Source organism: Bacillus sp. TE8-1 (genome assembly GCF_008368855.1).
In the GTDB taxonomy this organism is placed as follows: Bacteria; Bacillota; Bacilli; order Bacillales; family Bacillaceae_G; genus Bacillus_A; species Bacillus_A cereus.
This window is the reverse complement of sequence record NZ_QPET01000016.1, coordinates 162,471-178,422: the sequence shown is the minus strand read 5'-3', so window position 1 is coordinate 178,422 and position 15,952 is coordinate 162,471. Positions and strand designations below refer to the sequence as shown.

The following is a 15,952-nucleotide window of genomic DNA, read 5'->3' as shown; positions in this document are numbered from 1 at the left end:
GGGAAAGGAGGAGTATATTGTGAGGCACTGCGACGTTTTAATTATAGGTGGTGGAATAATAGGGTGTTCTATCGCTTATTACACTTCAAAATACGGAAGAGACGTAACAATCATTGAAAAAGGGGAATTTGTCAGCGGGACGTCTTCACGGTGTGATGGGAATATTTTGGCCATTGATAAAGACCCAGGATTTGATAGTCAAATGTCTTTAGTAAGTCAAAAATTAGTAACTGATTTAAGTGAAGAATTAGAGCATTCATTTGAATATAGGGCACCAGGAAGTATTCTCGTATGTGAGTCAGACGAAGAGATGGAAGCTGCGCAGCAATGGGTAAATCGGCAAAAAGAAGCTGGATTACCGTTTCGAATGCTTGATAGGCAAGATATAAGGGAAGAGTCGCCTTTTTTTGCTGAGGATTTATTAGGCGGTTTAGAATGTGCGACGGATTCAACTGTGAATCCATATCTCCTTGCTTTCTCGCTTCTGTCAGAGGCACAAAAGTTTGGCGCAAAAGCTTTTAAGCAGACGGAAGTAAAGAGTATGGAAATAGAGACGGATGGTTCATTTGTTGTAGAAACTACGAATGGAACTTTTACAGCACAACAAGTTGTAAATGCAGCCGGTGTGTGGGCTCCTAAGATTGGTCAGATGTTAAATATAAATATACCAATTGAACCGAGAAAAGGGCATATTATTGTAGCTTCAAGGCAACAACACGTAGGATGCCGTAAAGTAATGGAATTCGGTTATTTAATTTCTAAATTTGGCGGAAAACGAAAAGTAGATGCTTTAACTGAAAAATACGGGGTTGCGCTCGTATTTGAGCCTACTGAAAGTCAAAATTTCTTAATTGGTAGTAGTCGTGAATTTGTAGGATTTCATACGAGGATAAATAATGAAGTCATTAAATGTATCGCAAATAGAGCAATTCGCTTTTATCCGAAAATGGCAGATATGATGGTAATTCGTTCTTACGCTGGTTTACGTCCGTGGACAGAAGATCATTTACCGATTATTTCACGAGTGGAACATATTCCGAATTATTTCATTGCCGCTGGACATGAAGGTGATGGGATTAGTCTTGCAGCAGTTACTGGAAAAGTAATTGAAGAGTTATTAAATGAAAAAGAGACAATTATTCCTATTGAACCACTTCGTTTGAGTCGTTTTACAGAAAGGGTGTTAAACAGATGAGGTCACAAAGAGTCTTTACGACGATTGATACACACACAGGTGGGAATCCAACGAGGACATTAATTAGTGGACTTCCAAAGTTGATTGGAGAGACGATGGCAGAGAAGATGTTACATATGAAAAAGGAGTATGATTGGATTCGAAAATTGTTAATGAATGAACCGCGTGGTCATGATGTAATGTCAGGAGCATTATTAACAGACCCGTGTCATCCTGAGGCTGATATAGGTGTTATATACATAGAGACAGGTGGATATTTACCGATGTGTGGTCACGATACAATCGGTGTATGTACAGCGTTAGTTGAATCAGGTTTAATTCCGGTAGTTGAACCGATTACTTCTTTAAAACTAGATACACCGGCTGGCTTAGTGGAAGTAGATATTGCTGTTCAAGATGGAAAAGCAAAAGAAGTATCTTTCTGTAACATACCAGCTTTTTTATTGAAAAATATTACTGTACAAGTGAAAGACATTGGGACTATAGAGGCTGATATTGCGTATGGAGGGAATTTTTATGCCATTATTGATGCGAAGTCAGTAGGCCTAGAATTAATACCAGAAAATGCATCTACAATCATCGATAAGGCGATTCATATAAGAAACACAATTAATGAGAAGTTTGAAATCATTCATCCAGAGTATTCGTTTATTAGAGGATTAACACATGTTGAATTTTATACAGATGCTACTCATGAATGTGCGCATGTGAAAAATACAGTTGTTGTACCACCAGGCGGAATAGATCGATCCCCATGCGGTACAGGAACATCTGCGAAGCTAGCTGTATTATACGCTCAGAAAGAAATCAAAATTGGTGAAGAGTTCATTCATGAGAGTATCGTTGGTTCTTTATTTAAAGGATATGTCGTGAATACGACACATGTTGAAAATATTGAAGCTGTCATAACGAAAATTACGGGATCAGCTTGGCTTATGGGTATGCATAAATTTTTTTACAATGAAATGGATCCACTCAAAGAAGGATTTTTGCTAATTCCGCCGATGGAACATGAAACGGAGGATATAAAATGAACATTCAAAAAATGTATACAGCAGTAGACGTACATGTAAATGGTGAGGCATTTCGTGTAATGAAAGACGTACCGTGCAAATACTACTACAGTTTGGAGCAATTAAATGAACAATTTTCAGGTGAATTAGCAGAAGAGATGAAGCTTTTATTAAATGAACCACGTGGTTTTATCGGTTTGAATGGGTGTATTGTCGTTCCATCTATCCATAATGAAGTGGATGCAGCTGTATTATTTTTTAATCATGAAGGTTCGATTCCGCTTCATTATGGGGGCATTGTTGCGGTAATAACGATGTTACTCGAAAGTGGGTATTTAAAAAAGAGAGAGTCCAATCAATACAAAATTGAAACGTTATCTGGAATATTTTTAGTTCATGCGTATGTAGAGAATGATGAAGTTATATCTGTTTCGTTTGAAAGCAAACTTTGCTATTTGATTGAGGAAAATTTACAGGTTGGTAATGTAAGTTATTCTCTCATACAAGCAGATAAAGTATATGCAGTTGTAGAAAAAGGTGCGTATTCGCCAGAAATTCGTGTTGAAAACATTTCTGAATTGAAAAGATGGGGAGAAGCTACACTGCAGGCTATACAAAAACAGTCGCTAATAAAAAGGCTTATTTTAGTAGATCCTTCGCAAAAAGAAAAGAACCATATAAAGTCGATTACATTTCATGAAGATAACTTTATCGTACGTTCGCCAGGTTTTGTTTCTACTATCGTTTCCTATGTTCATGCATTATTTAAAAATGATTATATGGCGGATAAACCTTTTAAAAATGAAAGTATATTTAATAGTTTTATAACTGTGGAAAAAGTGAAGAAGGAGGAACTAGGATACATTTTCCGTTTTGAAAGTAGAGGATTTATTACAGGGATGCAGACGTTTCTATTAGACCCTACGGATCCGTTTCCGGCAGGATTCTTATTAAAATAAAATGTGATAGGGAGAGATAAATATGCAAAAAATTAAAGGGGCATTTCCAGTATTAATAACACCGATGGATGAATTTCAGGAAATTAATTGGGATGGGGTAAAACAAAATGTAAATTACTTTATCGAACAAAAGGTTGCAGGTATTATCATTAATGGAAGTACAGGAGAGTTTGTAAGTTTATCAAAAGAAGAGCGATTTAAAATGGTAGAAACTGTGTTGAAAGAAATTGATGGCCGTATTCCAGTCATTGTTGGAACTGCAGCAGAGACCACAAAAGAAACAATTGAATATACGAAACATGCAGAAGCGCACGGAGCGGATTGTGCATTAATTATAAACTCTTACTATTGTAAACCGAAGGAAGAGGAGATTTATTTTCATTTTAAAGAAATCTCAAACTCTGTAAATATACCAATTATGTTATACAATAATCCATTTACTTCTGGTGTTGATATGAGTACAGAGCTAATGCTCCGTATTGGAAAAGAGTGTGAAAATGTTACACATATTAAAGAATCTAGCGGAGATATTCGAAAAGCAAGAGATTTAGTAAGACAAAGTGAAGGGGCTTTCCAAGTCTTCTGTGGTTCTGAAGATTTAGTTATGGAATCATATTTAGTTGGTGCCTCGGGATGGGTTTCAGTAGCAGGAAATATCGTTCCCGGTCTCGTTACAAAAATGTATGAGCATTTTCAAAATGGTGAATTAGAAAAGGCGTGGGAAATAAACGATGCTATTTTACCACTTTGCGAGTTTCTTGAAGGATCAGGGAAATATGTTCAAATCGTTAAACGTTCTATGGAATTACATGGGCAAGCCGGAGGACCTTCTCGCTATCCAAGACTAGGGTTAACTGCTGACGAAGATCAAAAGCTTCAAATGATTTTATCAAATATTGCAGCTCATGCAGCTGTTTAAATAAGGAGGAGAACATAATGTTAAAGACAAATATTGAGCTGAAACCAAAAGTGGAAGCGTTCTTAAATGAAGAAATTAAAATGTTTATTAATGGCGAATTTGTTTCTGCTATTGGCGGAAAGACGTTTGAAACGTATAATCCGGCTACAGAAGATGTTCTAGCTGTCGTATGTGAAGCGCAAGAAGAGGATATTGATGCTGCAGTAAAAGCGGCAAGATCTGCATTTGAATCTGGTCCGTGGGCAGAAATGACTACTGCTGAAAGAGCGCATCTTATTTATAAATTAGCAGATTTAATTGAAGAACATAGAGAAGAATTAGCGCAACTAGAAGCTTTAGATAATGGAAAGCCATATCAAGTAGCACTTGATGATGATATTTCAGCGACTGTAGAAAATTATCGTTATTACGCAGGATGGGCTACAAAAATCATTGGGCAAACCATACCAATTTCAAAAGATTACTTAAATTACACGAGACATGAACCTGTAGGTGTTGTAGGTCAGATTATTCCGTGGAATTTTCCGCTCGTTATGTCTTCTTGGAAAATGGGAGCTGCACTGGCGACAGGTTGTACGATCGTATTAAAGCCAGCAGAGCAAACGCCTTTATCTTTACTGTATACAGCGAAACTCTTTAAAGAGGCTGGATTTCCAAACGGTGTTGTAAACTTTGTACCAGGATTTGGTCCTGAAGCAGGGACGGCAATTGTAAATCACCATGACATTGATAAAGTTGCTTTTACAGGATCTACTGTTACTGGAAAGTATATTATGCGTCAGTCTGCAGAAATGATTAAGCATGTAACGTTAGAGCTTGGCGGAAAATCACCAAATATCATTTTAGAAGATGCGGACTTGGAAGAAGCAATTAATGGTGCATTCCAAGGTATTATGTATAATCACGGTCAAAATTGTAGCGCAGGATCACGTGTGTTTGTTCATCGTAAACATTATGAAACTGTAGTAGATGCACTTGTGAAAATGGCGAACACCGTAAAACTTGGAGCAGGTATGGAGAAAGGAACGGAAATGGGTCCACTCGTATCTAAGAAACAACAAGAGCGTGTGTTACATTACATTGAGCAAGGGAAGAAAGAAGGTGCTACAGTTGCGGCTGGTGGCGAACGTGCGCTTGAAAAAGGTTATTTCGTTAAACCAACTGTATTCACAGATGTTACAGACGATATGACAATCGTTAAGGAAGAAATATTTGGACCAGTTGTTGTTGTACTTCCATTTGATTCGACAGAAGAAGTAATTGAACGAGCGAACAACTCATCCTATGGCCTTGCTGCGGGTGTATGGACGCAAAATATCAAAACGGGTCATCAAGTGGCAAATAAATTAAAAGCAGGAACAGTGTGGATTAATGATTATAACTTAGAAAATGCAGCTGCACCATTTGGTGGATACAAACAATCTGGTATTGGCCGCGAATTAGGTTCATATGCGCTTGACAATTATACAGAAGTGAAAAGTGTTTGGGTAAATATAAAGTAATAGGGCGTTTTACTGACAAAAATTGAGGGATGAAATAATGAAAGATGCGGACAACTAGAAAGTTTGATAATAGTTGTCCGTTTTCTTATATACAAAATTGCTTTAAAAAAAAATGATAAGGGGGATTTGGATGGAGAATTTAGTAGAATGGTTAGTAGGGCAAGTGTGGAGTATCGGTTTAGTTGTTTTTGCATTAGGGGCAGGCGTATATTTCACGATTGCAACACGCTTTTTGCAAATTCGTTATTTTAAAGAGATGATTAAACTATTATTTGAAGGAAAGAGTTCAGAGACGGGGATATCATCTTTTCAGGCATTTTGTTTAGCCTTATCAGGAAGAGTTGGAATTGGTAATATTGCAGGGGTAGCGACAGCAATTGCTTTCGGCGGGCCTGGAGCTGTATTTTGGATGTGGGTAATGGCTTTGTTAGGGGCAGCGAGTGCGTTTGTTGAATCAACATTATCTCAAGTATACAAAAGTAAAGTAGGGAATGAATATCGCGGCGGTACTCCATATTTCATTGAGAAAGGTTTAAAAATGAAATGGTTTGCAGTCATTGTAGCGGTAGTTGTAACACTTTCATATGGCATGTTATTACCAGGTATTCAATCTAGTAGTATCGCAGTTGGATTCGAAAACTCTAATGGTATTAACAAATATATAACTGGTATATTTTTAGTCGTGTTACTAGCAGCAATTATTTTTGGTGGTGTAAAGAGAATTGCTGGCGTTTCTCAAATGCTTGTTCCATTTATGGCAATTGGTTATGTAATTGTTACATGTATCATATTAATTGCGAATGTAACGGAGATTCCAAGTATGTTTGCTTTAATTTTCTCTAGCGCATTTGGTGTAAATGAAATGTTTGGTGGAATTGTTGGTGCAGCTATTGCATGGGGTGTAAAACGCGCTGTATTTTCAAACGTTGCTGGTGTCGGAGAAGCAACGTATAGTTCGGCTGCTGCTGAAGTATCGCATCCTGCAAAACAAGGATTAGTTCAAGCGTTTTCCGTATATATTGATACAATTGTCGTATGTACAGCGACAGCTCTTATGATATTAATTACAGGTATGTATAATGTTATACCTGAAGGGAAAAGCGCTATTGTAAAAAACATAGGAAATGTGGAAGCAGGTCCAATTTATACGCAACAAGCAGTTGAAACTGTGATGACAGGGCTTGGTCCAATATTTATTTCAATTGCAATTTTCTTTTTTGCATTTACAACGTTACTCGCTTATTACTATATTGCTGAAACGACACTTACTTATTTAGATCGTCAATTGAAGTATGGCTGGTTAAAACCAGTTTTAAAATTTGGATTTTTAATTATGGTTTACATCGGTAGTGTTGAATCAGCGTCGCTTTTATGGAATCTCGGAGATTTAGGAATCGGTAGTATGGCATGGTTAAACTTAATCGCGATTCTATTATTAAGTAAAATCGCATTAAAAGTGTTAAAAGACTATGAAACGCAGAAAAAAGAAGGGAAAGACCCAGTATTTAATCCTAAAAATGTGGGGATTGAAGGATTAACATTTTGGGAAGAAAGAAGTAAAGAGGTTGAAAGAAAAAGTTATTGTAGATGATAATTTAAAATTATAATGTAAATTAACTGAAAATTCTTAATTTAAAAGAAGGTATATTGCCTCCATTTCATCGCATACTACAATAGGTATGGATAATATGACTGGAGGGAATAAGATGGAACATGAGCAACATAGTTCGATAAATGATATTCTACATCATTATAAAGAAGGTATAGGTAGTTTTACAAATCAAATTCCTGAAATCGCTGAGACATATAATGCGTTCACGCAAGCTTGTTTTCAAGAGGGTGCTTTAACAAAAAGAGAAAAACAACTTATTGCATTAGGAATTAGTTTAGCAACGCAAGATGAGTATTGTACAATTTATCATACAAAAGGTTGTCTTGATCAAGGATGTTCGGATAAAGAGATTTTGGAAGCATGTGGTGTTTCAGCAGCATTTGCTGGCGGAGCTGCGATGAGTCAAGCGGTAACTTTAGTGCAAGAGTGTTTAACAGAACTGAAAAATCAAAAGCATTGAATAAAAAACGTTTTAAACTTTATGTTTAAAACGTTTTTTATGTGAAATTAAATTTGAGTATAAAAATTATCTAGGATGGGTTCAATTTTTATCGTTTTCAATTTGTATTCAATTTAATATTCTATATCTTCATAAATAGATTTTCCTACATCAGGAAGAACTGTGTATATACTCTTACCGATTAAAGCTTCTAATTCTTTCTTAATCGCATAAAACCCTTTCCAATGTAAAGATGTATGAGATGTTGTACCATGACGCAAACCAACGGAAATTAATCTTCTTTCCAGCGTAGTAAAGCCATCTGCGTCAGCAAGAGCGTCACAAAGAGTAATTACTTTATTGTATAAGTCGTAGTTACAATGTTCATTTAATATTTCAACTAACCGGCTTCTCATATGGTCAGGAACGAGACTCCACTCCGCTGCGATATCTATATGTTCATTTTTGCATGGGAATGAGTGTGTCACACAAATAACAGCGTTTCCTGTATATCCTAAATCATTCATATACATATAACCATCATAGGAATGAATGACCGATTTGGTAAAACCTTTGTATCTTCCGATATCATGCAAAAGGGCAGCATTATATGCTATGTCAGCATCTAGCTTGTACCCTTTTTTTATAAGTTCTATAATTATGTTTTCAGTTGCATGAGCAACATGTAGTGAATGTTCAAACCAAGGGCCCGGGTTTTGTTCATATGCCCATTCGAGTAATTCTTTTGCGTACGTTCTATCTAATATATATTTCATATCGTTATCCTTTCACAAAAAATCATATCTTTCTATAAATTCATCTTATTATTTCATTATTCCTTCTTTAAAAATTGTTACAATGAAACAAAAGGGGGAAAAGTAATGCGAAATTTAGTAATTGAAGAAATAAAGCAACTAGAAAATGATATGGAAGAACTTTCGAAACTTTTAAAAATGGTTGTAAATGATGGGGCATCAATTGGTTTTTTGCCTCCACTGGAACAAAAAGACGCAACAAAGTATTGGCGAACAGTATTAGCGCCAGAAGTGATATTGTATGTGGCTAAAATAAACAACGAAGTAGCAGGGAGTATTCAATTACAATTAGTTACTAAGCCTAACGGAATTCATAGAGCCGAGATTTGCAAATTAATGACTCATCCAAACTTTAGACGTAACGGTATTGGACGATCGCTTATGCAAAAAGCAGAGGAACGAGCAAAGCAAGAAAACAGGTCTCTTTTAGTATTAGATACTAGAGAAGGAGATCCTTCCAATAAATTGTATAAATCACTAGACTACCAAGAAGTTGGAACAATACCAGGGTATGCAATTTCTCCGAATGGAAAGTTAGATGCTACGGTTATTTATTATAAAAACATTTAAGGTATAATCAAACGGGGAGAGTGCTTAATTATTAGTAAGTGAATAATAAACGACTATTTTTAACACAGTCTATATTTTTCTGGCGGTGTTAAAATAGTTAATTATAATCTAATTAACGCACTAAATGAATTTGAGAAAGTTTTTAGAGGGTTCTTTTAGTAATGATTCTCGTCTTATAATAAATGTAGAGAAGATGACTAGCCAACTATAGTTATTTTCGCTTTATTATCGGAAGGGGATGAAAGTATGAAAAAGAATAGTTTACAAAAGATGAAGAAAGTTATTTTAAGTGGTGGAGTATTACTTACGGGATTATTAACATTTGGATTTTCAGAAAAGGCTTCAGCTCATGGATATGTAGAATCACCAGCGAGCCGATCTTATTTATGTAAGCAAGGGGTAAATGTAAATTGTGGACCGATTCAATATGAACCACAAAGCGTAGAAGGGATAGGTGGATTTCCGCAACTAGGACCTTCTGATGGACAAATTGCAGGGGCTGGTCATTTTCCCGCTTTAGATGTTCAAACTGTAGATAGGTGGAAGAAAGTTACGTTAAATGGCGGGACGAATACATTCAAGTGGAAACTAACGGCTCCTCATAGTACAAAAGAGTGGAAATATTATATTACGAAAAAAGGTTGGAATCCAAATAAACCTTTAACGCGATCAGATTTAGATTTAGTGCCATTCTATGTGAAAAATGACGGTGGATCTAGACCAGGGACAACAGTAACGCACGAAGCAAATGTACCAACTGACCGTAGTGGATACCATCTTATTTTAGCTGTTTGGGAAATTGCAGACACTGGAAATGCGTTTTATCAAGTTATAGATGTAAACCTTTTGAATAATGGCTTATCCTCAAATTTCGCTTTTAACAATGTAGTGCAAGCTCCTACACTATTTTAATTGAAACATACATTTCGATCATCTAATTCATTTTAGATGATTTTTTTTATGAAAATGATGAAAAATATAGAAGAAAGTGCAATTATTTATAAAAAAATATGCTTTAAATATTGTCATATTTGCTTCTTTAAGATATCCTTTTCATGAAGAGGTGGAAAACATGGAAAAAGTACTAGTTTTCGGGCATAAAAACCCAGATACAGATGCAATTTGTTCTGCAATTGCTTATGCAGAATTGAAAAAAGAATTAGGAATGAATGCTGAGCCTGTACGTTTAGGCGAAATCAGCGGTGAAACTCAATTTGCGTTAGACTATTTTAAAGTAGAAGGACCGCGTTTTGTTGAGACAGTAGCAAGCGAAGTGGACAACGTTATTTTAGTTGACCATAACGAGCGTCAACAAAGTGCTAACGATATCGAATCAGTTCGTGTGTTAGAAGTTATTGACCATCACCGTATTGCTAACTTTGAAACAAGCGATCCTATATACTATCGTTGTGAGCCAGTTGGCTGTACAGCTACAATCTTAAACAAAATGTACAAAGAAAATGGCGTAACAATTCGTAAAGAAGTTGCAGGTTTAATGTTATCTGCAATCATTTCAGATTCTTTACTATTCAAATCTCCAACTTGCACAGAACAAGACGTAGCAGCTGCTCGTGAATTAGCGCAAATCGCTGGTGTAGATGCAGATAACTACGGCTTAGAAATGTTAAAAGCTGGTGCTGACTTAAGCGGAAAAACAATGGAGCAATTAATCTCTCTTGACGCTAAAGAATTCCAAATGGGTAATGCGAAAGTTGAAATCGCACAAGTAAACGCTGTTGATACAAACGACGTTCTTGTACACCAAGCGGAACTTGAAAAAGTAATCTCTGCAGTAGTAGAAGAAAAAGGTTTAGACCTATTCTTATTCGTTGTAACTGATATCTTAACTAATGATTCTGTCGGTCTTGCGATCGGTAAAGCAGCAAACGTTGTTGAGAAAGCATACAACGTATCACTAGAAAACAACACAGCTACTTTAAAAGGTGTTGTATCTCGTAAAAAACAAATCGTACCAGTATTAACAGAAGCATTCCAAGCTTAATCGTATTGCGTACAGATGAACAGTAAGGACAAGTAGTCAGATTGGCTACTTGTCCTTTTTTATCTCTAAAAAACAGAAAATTAAAAACGGGAGGATTGTGTATGTTTAATGATTTGGAGAGTAAATTACAGTCACTTTTAGAACGAAATATTACGTCGGTTTCAGAATTAGAGAGCTGGCTCTCGGAGGAGCTACGTTTAAACGCTGAAATACAGAAGTTGCGTTTGACTTTTTAGAAGAAAGGATATAAAGTACTGCAAGGGTCATTCTAAATTTGATTAACGAATTAAAATAAGGATAGCGTTAGCTATCCTTATAATCGTTTATTCGTAAGATTTTTTCTTGTTTATATAAAATGTAATTATAGCAGTAATGAAGAAAATAGGTATCGCATACACTTGCCCAACAAATAACTTCCAGCCGACATAATTATAGCCTTCAGATGCTGGGATGATAACGGAAATAACGCAAACAATAAAATAGACTAATAGTGCAGGGATAATATTTTTCATTTTTATGGACCTCCTTCCTAATTTAATTAATAAATAATAATATTAAAATTTAATTATAATAATTTGAAGAAAAAAATGCAAAAATTTTTATGGTATTATAATATTTGCAATGAGAGTGATCCATAGTACATATATGGTAAAATGTGTAATTTAAACTTTTCAAAATTATTATATAGTATTTCGAGAGAAAAATGTACAAAATAACGAATTTTATTTACCAAAGTAAAGGGAGTAGAAATATATATGAAAAGGATATGTATAATTCCATGTGGAAAAAAGAAAATTTGGGATAAACATTCAGACTACGGACCGATGGAAGCAAAAGATGTGTATATTAGTCCGTTCGGAAAAGCATGTCAGGCGTACGCAACTATGTTTTTCGAAAACTGGGTTATATTATCGGCGAAACATGGATTTTTAAGACCAAATGATATTGTATTAGAAAACTATGATCTTGCATTTGATTCAAAAAGCGATGGAGTAATAAATATAGAGCAATTACAAAAACAGATGGTAGATAAAAGTTTATTACAGTTTGACGAAATCGTCTTACTAGCAGGGAAGAAGCATAAAAAAGTAGTGACAAAGTTATATCCAGAAGAAATGATTACATATCCGCTAGAGGGGTGTAAAGGGATTGGATATATGTTGCAGAGGTTGAAAGAAGCTGTGAAGGAAGGGGAGGAAATATAGGTGTAGTTTCAGTGATTTTAAACTCTATTTATTTAGGGAGCTGAAAAGTAAAATAGAGTTTTTAGGCATCGCCGAAAGGGTGATGCTTTTTTTGTTCGTGTCGTCATTCATGTAAAAGTAATTTAGAGAATAAATCATTCGATTTATGAAGCGATAGCTTTTTTATATCGAGAACAAATTGCTTCACTTCTAGAAAATGTAGGACATATGGGTACAGTTAAGATTGTAAGTGGGAATAGCAATAAGACAAGTTTTGAATAGGATATTAAGAAAGGAGATGTTGATAAATAATGGCCAGATATAGTTTGCACGGAGGACACAATAGTATTGTTCAAGGTGCTAATTTTGGGAATCGGAAAGAACACGTTTTAGATAGGCAAGTTAAAGATGCTGTGGCGACTAAGTTAAGATCCCTAGGACACACGGTTTATGACGATACGGACGAGGTAGGGGCAACTCAATCACAAAATTTAAATAATATCATTCGGAATAGCAATTCCCATGCTGTGGATTTAGTTATTTCTTTTCATCTTAATGCAAGTGATGGAAATGGACAGGGTGTTGAGGTTTTGTATTATGATCAGAAAGATTTGGCGGCTAAAATCTCAGCTCAACTAGCAAAAGATATTGGATGGCGTGATCGAGGTGCGAAACAGCGTACGGATTTAGCGGTATTAAATGGGACGAAAGCACCTGCTATTCTTATAGAATTAGGATTTATTGACAATGAATCTGATATGGCAAAATGGAATGTTGATAAAATCGCTAATTCTGTTGTATTTGCTCTTACAGGACAAACTGGAGGAGGTGCAGCGGATTTGCTCAAAGTAAAAACTGGTGGTGTAGCATTTAGTAATTTACAAGCTTTGGCTCAAGCTATGGTAGATGCGGGTATTGATGGACAAATTGTCGTTCAGAAAGATGGCATTGGTTATGCTATAACGAATGGCTATCCGTCTGGAAATATCGATAAATTTACAGCTTGGTTAGATGCACGAAAATGGTACTATGAGTACGTGAGATAAAATGAAAATTAGTTTGATTAAAAACTAACAATTGTCTTATATTTAGTTAACAAGTATATTAAGTAACTAATAATTATGTAACTATAAAAATATGGACAATGTATATGTAAATTAGTAAACAAAACCACCTGTCAGAAAGGTGGTTTTGTTTATCTAGCTATTTGTGGGCAGTAAAATTCTTATCTCAAAATTCGGATGAAGCTAAGAAATTAAGTGGGAATTTCACTGCTCGTAGCCTCCTACTAATTATAGTTTCACTTTATATAGTTTAGAGCTTTGTAAATCTTTACTTGTTAAACCTGTAATAATATTTTGTTTTCTCAATACATAAGCCGAATTTTAAATTATTACCCAATAATATACTACCTCTCATACTATTTATTAGTTGATAATAGCAAAAAAACAAGCTTTGAATATAATAATGAAAAAGGAGATGTTAAATAATGGGTTATATTGTGGATATTTCGAAATGGAATGGCGACATTAACTGGGATATCGCAGCACCACAATTGGATTTCGTAATTGCACGTGTGCAAGATGGTTCAAACTATGTAGATCCTTTATATAAAAATTATGTACAAGCAATGAAAGCACGGAATATTCCGTTTGGTAATTATGCGTTCTGTCGTTTCGTTTCAGTAGAGGATGCACGGATAGAAGCAAGAGACTTTTGGAACCGTGGTGATAAAAATGCAACAGTTTGGGTAGCTGACGTAGAAGTAAGAACAATGAACGATATGAGAGCGGGTGCACAAGCTTTTATTGATGAATTACGCAGATTAGGAGCTAAGAAGGCTGGTTTATATATTGCTCATCATATGTATGCTCCATTTGGAATGGCAAATTTCAATTCTGATTTTGTATGGATTCCTCGTTACGGTGGTAACAAGCCGGCGTATTCATGTGATATTTGGCAATACACAGAAACAGGGAATGTGGCTGGTATCGGCAAGTGTGATTTAAATAAGCTGATTGGAAATAAGCCGTTAGCTTGGTTTACAAATCCAATTGTTGAGCCGATAAAAAAACAAGAAGGGGTTGGAATTATAGTGAATAAATATAACAAAGTAGTTACTTATGAATTTGGTGTAAATTTAGTTCCTGACATGATTCAAATGATGGATAAGCTTGGATATACTTCTAAAATAATATCTCGTGGAGATAACCAAGGGCTTGTGTATTTCGAAACAGATTATCGTCAAGGGAGCGAACTGGACAAAGCAACTGCTTGGTTAGATACGAAAGGAATTAAATATTTTTATACAAAAGAGTAGTTTGCTAAATAAAAAGCCGTCATGTGACGGTTTTTTATTTTTATGTAATCTTTTAACTCTACTTATAATATGGAGAAAATAGACTAATAAACAAGCCTTTGTATACTTTTAAACATAGAATATGATGAATTCTATTAAGGAGGAAGCAAATTCATGGGGAATACTTGTCATTGTGGGCATTCCCGAAATTGTAATACATTTTGGGATAATTTAATGTTTGGGAGATGTAGATGTAAACGCAATGATTTTCACGAATGTTGTTGCAAAGAGAAACCGAAATGTGAGTGTGAAAAATGTCATTGTAAAACAAAACCGAAATGCCATTGTATTCATGAAGAGGAAGGGTATTAATAATAAAAAAGAGTACGATACGTACTCTTTTTTTGGGTGATTATATTCCATCTTGAACAGATTTCTTTACAATTACCCATGTGTCTTTCTTTTTAACCGTTATAGCTACATTAGTTCCATTAGATTCCTTATAAAAGATATATCCATTGTTTGAGTTTACATATGTTACTGGTTCGCCTATGCAATCTCGCGAGCAGGATTTGTTGACCAGTTCAATTAGGGATAGTTCACTTGGATCGGTTTTGCTTGCTTCTATAACAGCATCAAGGCTTGTTTTTCGATAACCTTGCAAGTTTATATGAAAAAGCTGCTCTATTTCTCCTGTAATGCTAGTGTTCATTACTTCTACTGAATTCTTTTTTTCTTGAAGAAAGCCGTTTTCATAAAGTAATTTTGTATAGCCAATCCATGCTATTAACACTAGCATGAAAAACATACCCGTCATTTTAAGTATTCGAAGTCGTTTGCTTATAATTGTTTCTGAGTATTTCATTCACTCTAATCCTCCAATGTTTTTAATTTAAAATATGCTTGGATACATACTTTTAGAAGAGGATGAAAGTTAATGAGTTTTCAATAAAAAAGAAAACATCCAGAGTTAGATGCTTTCTTTTTTTGTATTTTTGGCTATCTGTTCGTTACTTGTTTCATAAGTGGTCTTATTTCTTTAACTGGTGGTTTCTTATCATAGGCATCAACGTAAGAAAAGTAGTAGTTTAAGTTTCTTAGAAGACCTTTTCCTATTTTTGCACTTAAGAAAGGAAATACTTGTCCGGTATAATCATCGAGAGATTTACAGTAATATTTTTCATCTAAATATATACTGTATTTACATGTTAGTTCTACTAAAGGATTCCCTTCATCATCAAATACTTCTTTAGAATCAATAATATCTATTAGTGCAAATTTTTCATTTAAGTAAACTTTCTTTTTTTTCTCGTGTTTATTTGTAAGTATAAAAACGAGACCAATTGCGTTAATCAAACTATTTCCTCCTATAAAAAACGGATATTAATAAAATATATCGATATAAGCTAAATGTAAAGAGGAGAGGTGAAATATCATGGAGAG

19 protein-coding genes are annotated in these 15,952 nt (G+C 35.0%); 15 read left to right on the top strand and 4 right to left on the bottom strand.

The genetic code is table 11. The features are described from left to right. The first annotated feature begins 19 nt into the window (after positions 1-19). The 7 genes from DN404_RS17740 (at position 20) to DN404_RS17710 (ending at position 7,660) form a co-directional block, all read left to right on the top strand. Entirely contained in the window at positions 20-1,195 is a 1,176-nt protein-coding gene (locus DN404_RS17740; RefSeq protein ID WP_001215265.1) for an NAD(P)/FAD-dependent oxidoreductase, read from the top strand. Beyond that, entirely contained in the window at positions 1,192-2,229 is a 1,038-nt protein-coding gene (locus tag DN404_RS17735) for a proline racemase family protein (RefSeq protein WP_016122676.1), read from the top strand. Before DN404_RS17740 ends, DN404_RS17735 begins: the two co-directional genes overlap by 4 nt. Continuing rightward, a complete protein-coding gene (locus DN404_RS17730; RefSeq protein ID WP_001025560.1) occupies positions 2,226-3,167 on the top strand; it encodes a proline racemase family protein in 942 nt (313 codons plus the stop codon). Before DN404_RS17735 ends, DN404_RS17730 begins: the two co-directional genes overlap by 4 nt. 22 nt (positions 3,168-3,189) lie before the next feature. After that, the gene (gene dapA, locus DN404_RS17725; RefSeq protein ID WP_001169448.1) at positions 3,190-4,086 is read left to right on the top strand and encodes a 4-hydroxy-tetrahydrodipicolinate synthase; all 897 of its coding nucleotides are present in this window, start codon (positions 3,190-3,192) and stop codon (positions 4,084-4,086) included. A 17-nt stretch (positions 4,087-4,103) separates the two neighbouring features. Next, entirely contained in the window at positions 4,104-5,588 is a 1,485-nt protein-coding gene (locus tag DN404_RS17720) for an aldehyde dehydrogenase family protein (RefSeq protein WP_061113186.1), read from the top strand. Positions 5,589-5,718: 130 nt separating this feature from the next. Beyond that, a complete protein-coding gene (locus DN404_RS17715) occupies positions 5,719-7,179 on the top strand; it encodes an alanine/glycine:cation symporter family protein (RefSeq protein ID WP_370512802.1) in 1,461 nt (486 codons plus the stop codon). An 88-nt stretch (positions 7,180-7,267) separates the two neighbouring features. Next, positions 7,268-7,660 carry a carboxymuconolactone decarboxylase family protein gene (locus DN404_RS17710; protein ID WP_001999958.1) on the top strand — a complete coding sequence of 131 codons (393 nt, stop codon included), beginning with the start codon at positions 7,268-7,270 and terminating at the stop codon, positions 7,658-7,660. A 113-nt stretch (positions 7,661-7,773) separates the two neighbouring features. Here the strand turns inward: DN404_RS17710 and DN404_RS17705 are convergent, their stop codons facing one another. After that, complete coding sequence (locus DN404_RS17705; RefSeq protein WP_149215304.1) at positions 7,774-8,415, bottom strand: HD domain-containing protein; 642 nt, start codon at positions 8,413-8,415, stop codon at positions 7,774-7,776. A gap of 105 nt (positions 8,416-8,520) precedes the next feature. Here DN404_RS17705 and DN404_RS17700 point away from each other — a divergent pair, with 105 nt between their 5' ends. The 4 genes from DN404_RS17700 (at position 8,521) to DN404_RS31000 (ending at position 11,262) form a co-directional block, all read left to right on the top strand. Then, positions 8,521-9,024 (top strand): GNAT family N-acetyltransferase, encoded by a 504-nt coding sequence (locus DN404_RS17700; protein WP_016122672.1) that lies wholly within the window; start codon positions 8,521-8,523, stop codon positions 9,022-9,024. A 246-nt stretch (positions 9,025-9,270) separates the two neighbouring features. Next, positions 9,271-9,936 (top strand): lytic polysaccharide monooxygenase, encoded by a 666-nt coding sequence (locus DN404_RS17695; protein WP_098618430.1) that lies wholly within the window; start codon positions 9,271-9,273, stop codon positions 9,934-9,936. A 160-nt stretch (positions 9,937-10,096) separates the two neighbouring features. Further along, positions 10,097-11,026 carry a manganese-dependent inorganic pyrophosphatase gene (gene ppaC / locus DN404_RS17690; RefSeq protein ID WP_000416873.1) on the top strand — a complete coding sequence of 310 codons (930 nt, stop codon included), beginning with the start codon at positions 10,097-10,099 and terminating at the stop codon, positions 11,024-11,026. 101 nt (positions 11,027-11,127) lie between these two features. Continuing rightward, positions 11,128-11,262, top strand: a complete 135-nt coding sequence (locus DN404_RS31000) for a hypothetical protein (RefSeq protein WP_000481362.1) — start codon at positions 11,128-11,130, stop codon at positions 11,260-11,262. Between the two features lie 87 nt (positions 11,263-11,349). Here the strand turns inward: DN404_RS31000 and DN404_RS17680 are convergent, their stop codons facing one another. Further along, positions 11,350-11,538, bottom strand: coding sequence for a DUF4017 family protein (locus DN404_RS17680; RefSeq protein WP_000789485.1), 189 nt, complete (start codon positions 11,536-11,538; stop codon positions 11,350-11,352). Positions 11,539-11,781: 243 nt separating this feature from the next. Between DN404_RS17680 and DN404_RS17675 the strand changes: the two genes are divergently transcribed. The 4 genes from DN404_RS17675 (at position 11,782) to DN404_RS30595 (ending at position 14,921) form a co-directional block, all read left to right on the top strand. After that, entirely contained in the window at positions 11,782-12,231 is a 450-nt protein-coding gene (locus DN404_RS17675) for a DUF6884 domain-containing protein (RefSeq protein ID WP_000820904.1), read from the top strand. Positions 12,232-12,521: 290 nt separating this feature from the next. Continuing rightward, on the top strand, positions 12,522-13,256 hold the full coding sequence (locus tag DN404_RS17670) for an N-acetylmuramoyl-L-alanine amidase (protein ID WP_006920619.1): 735 nt from the start codon (positions 12,522-12,524) through the stop codon (positions 13,254-13,256). Between the two features lie 443 nt (positions 13,257-13,699). Next, a complete protein-coding gene (locus tag DN404_RS17665) occupies positions 13,700-14,530 on the top strand; it encodes a GH25 family lysozyme (protein WP_149215303.1) in 831 nt (276 codons plus the stop codon). Between the two features lie 217 nt (positions 14,531-14,747). Next, positions 14,748-14,921 (top strand): hypothetical protein, encoded by a 174-nt coding sequence (locus tag DN404_RS30595; RefSeq protein WP_000503004.1) that lies wholly within the window; start codon positions 14,748-14,750, stop codon positions 14,919-14,921. Here the strand turns inward: DN404_RS30595 and DN404_RS17660 are convergent, their stop codons facing one another. Beyond that, complete coding sequence (locus DN404_RS17660; protein WP_000877572.1) at positions 14,922-15,374, bottom strand: hypothetical protein; 453 nt, start codon at positions 15,372-15,374, stop codon at positions 14,922-14,924. A 134-nt stretch (positions 15,375-15,508) separates the two neighbouring features. Next, positions 15,509-15,865, bottom strand: a complete 357-nt coding sequence (locus DN404_RS17655; protein ID WP_000606231.1) for a hypothetical protein — start codon at positions 15,863-15,865, stop codon at positions 15,509-15,511. Between the last annotated feature and the right edge of the window lie 87 nt (positions 15,866-15,952).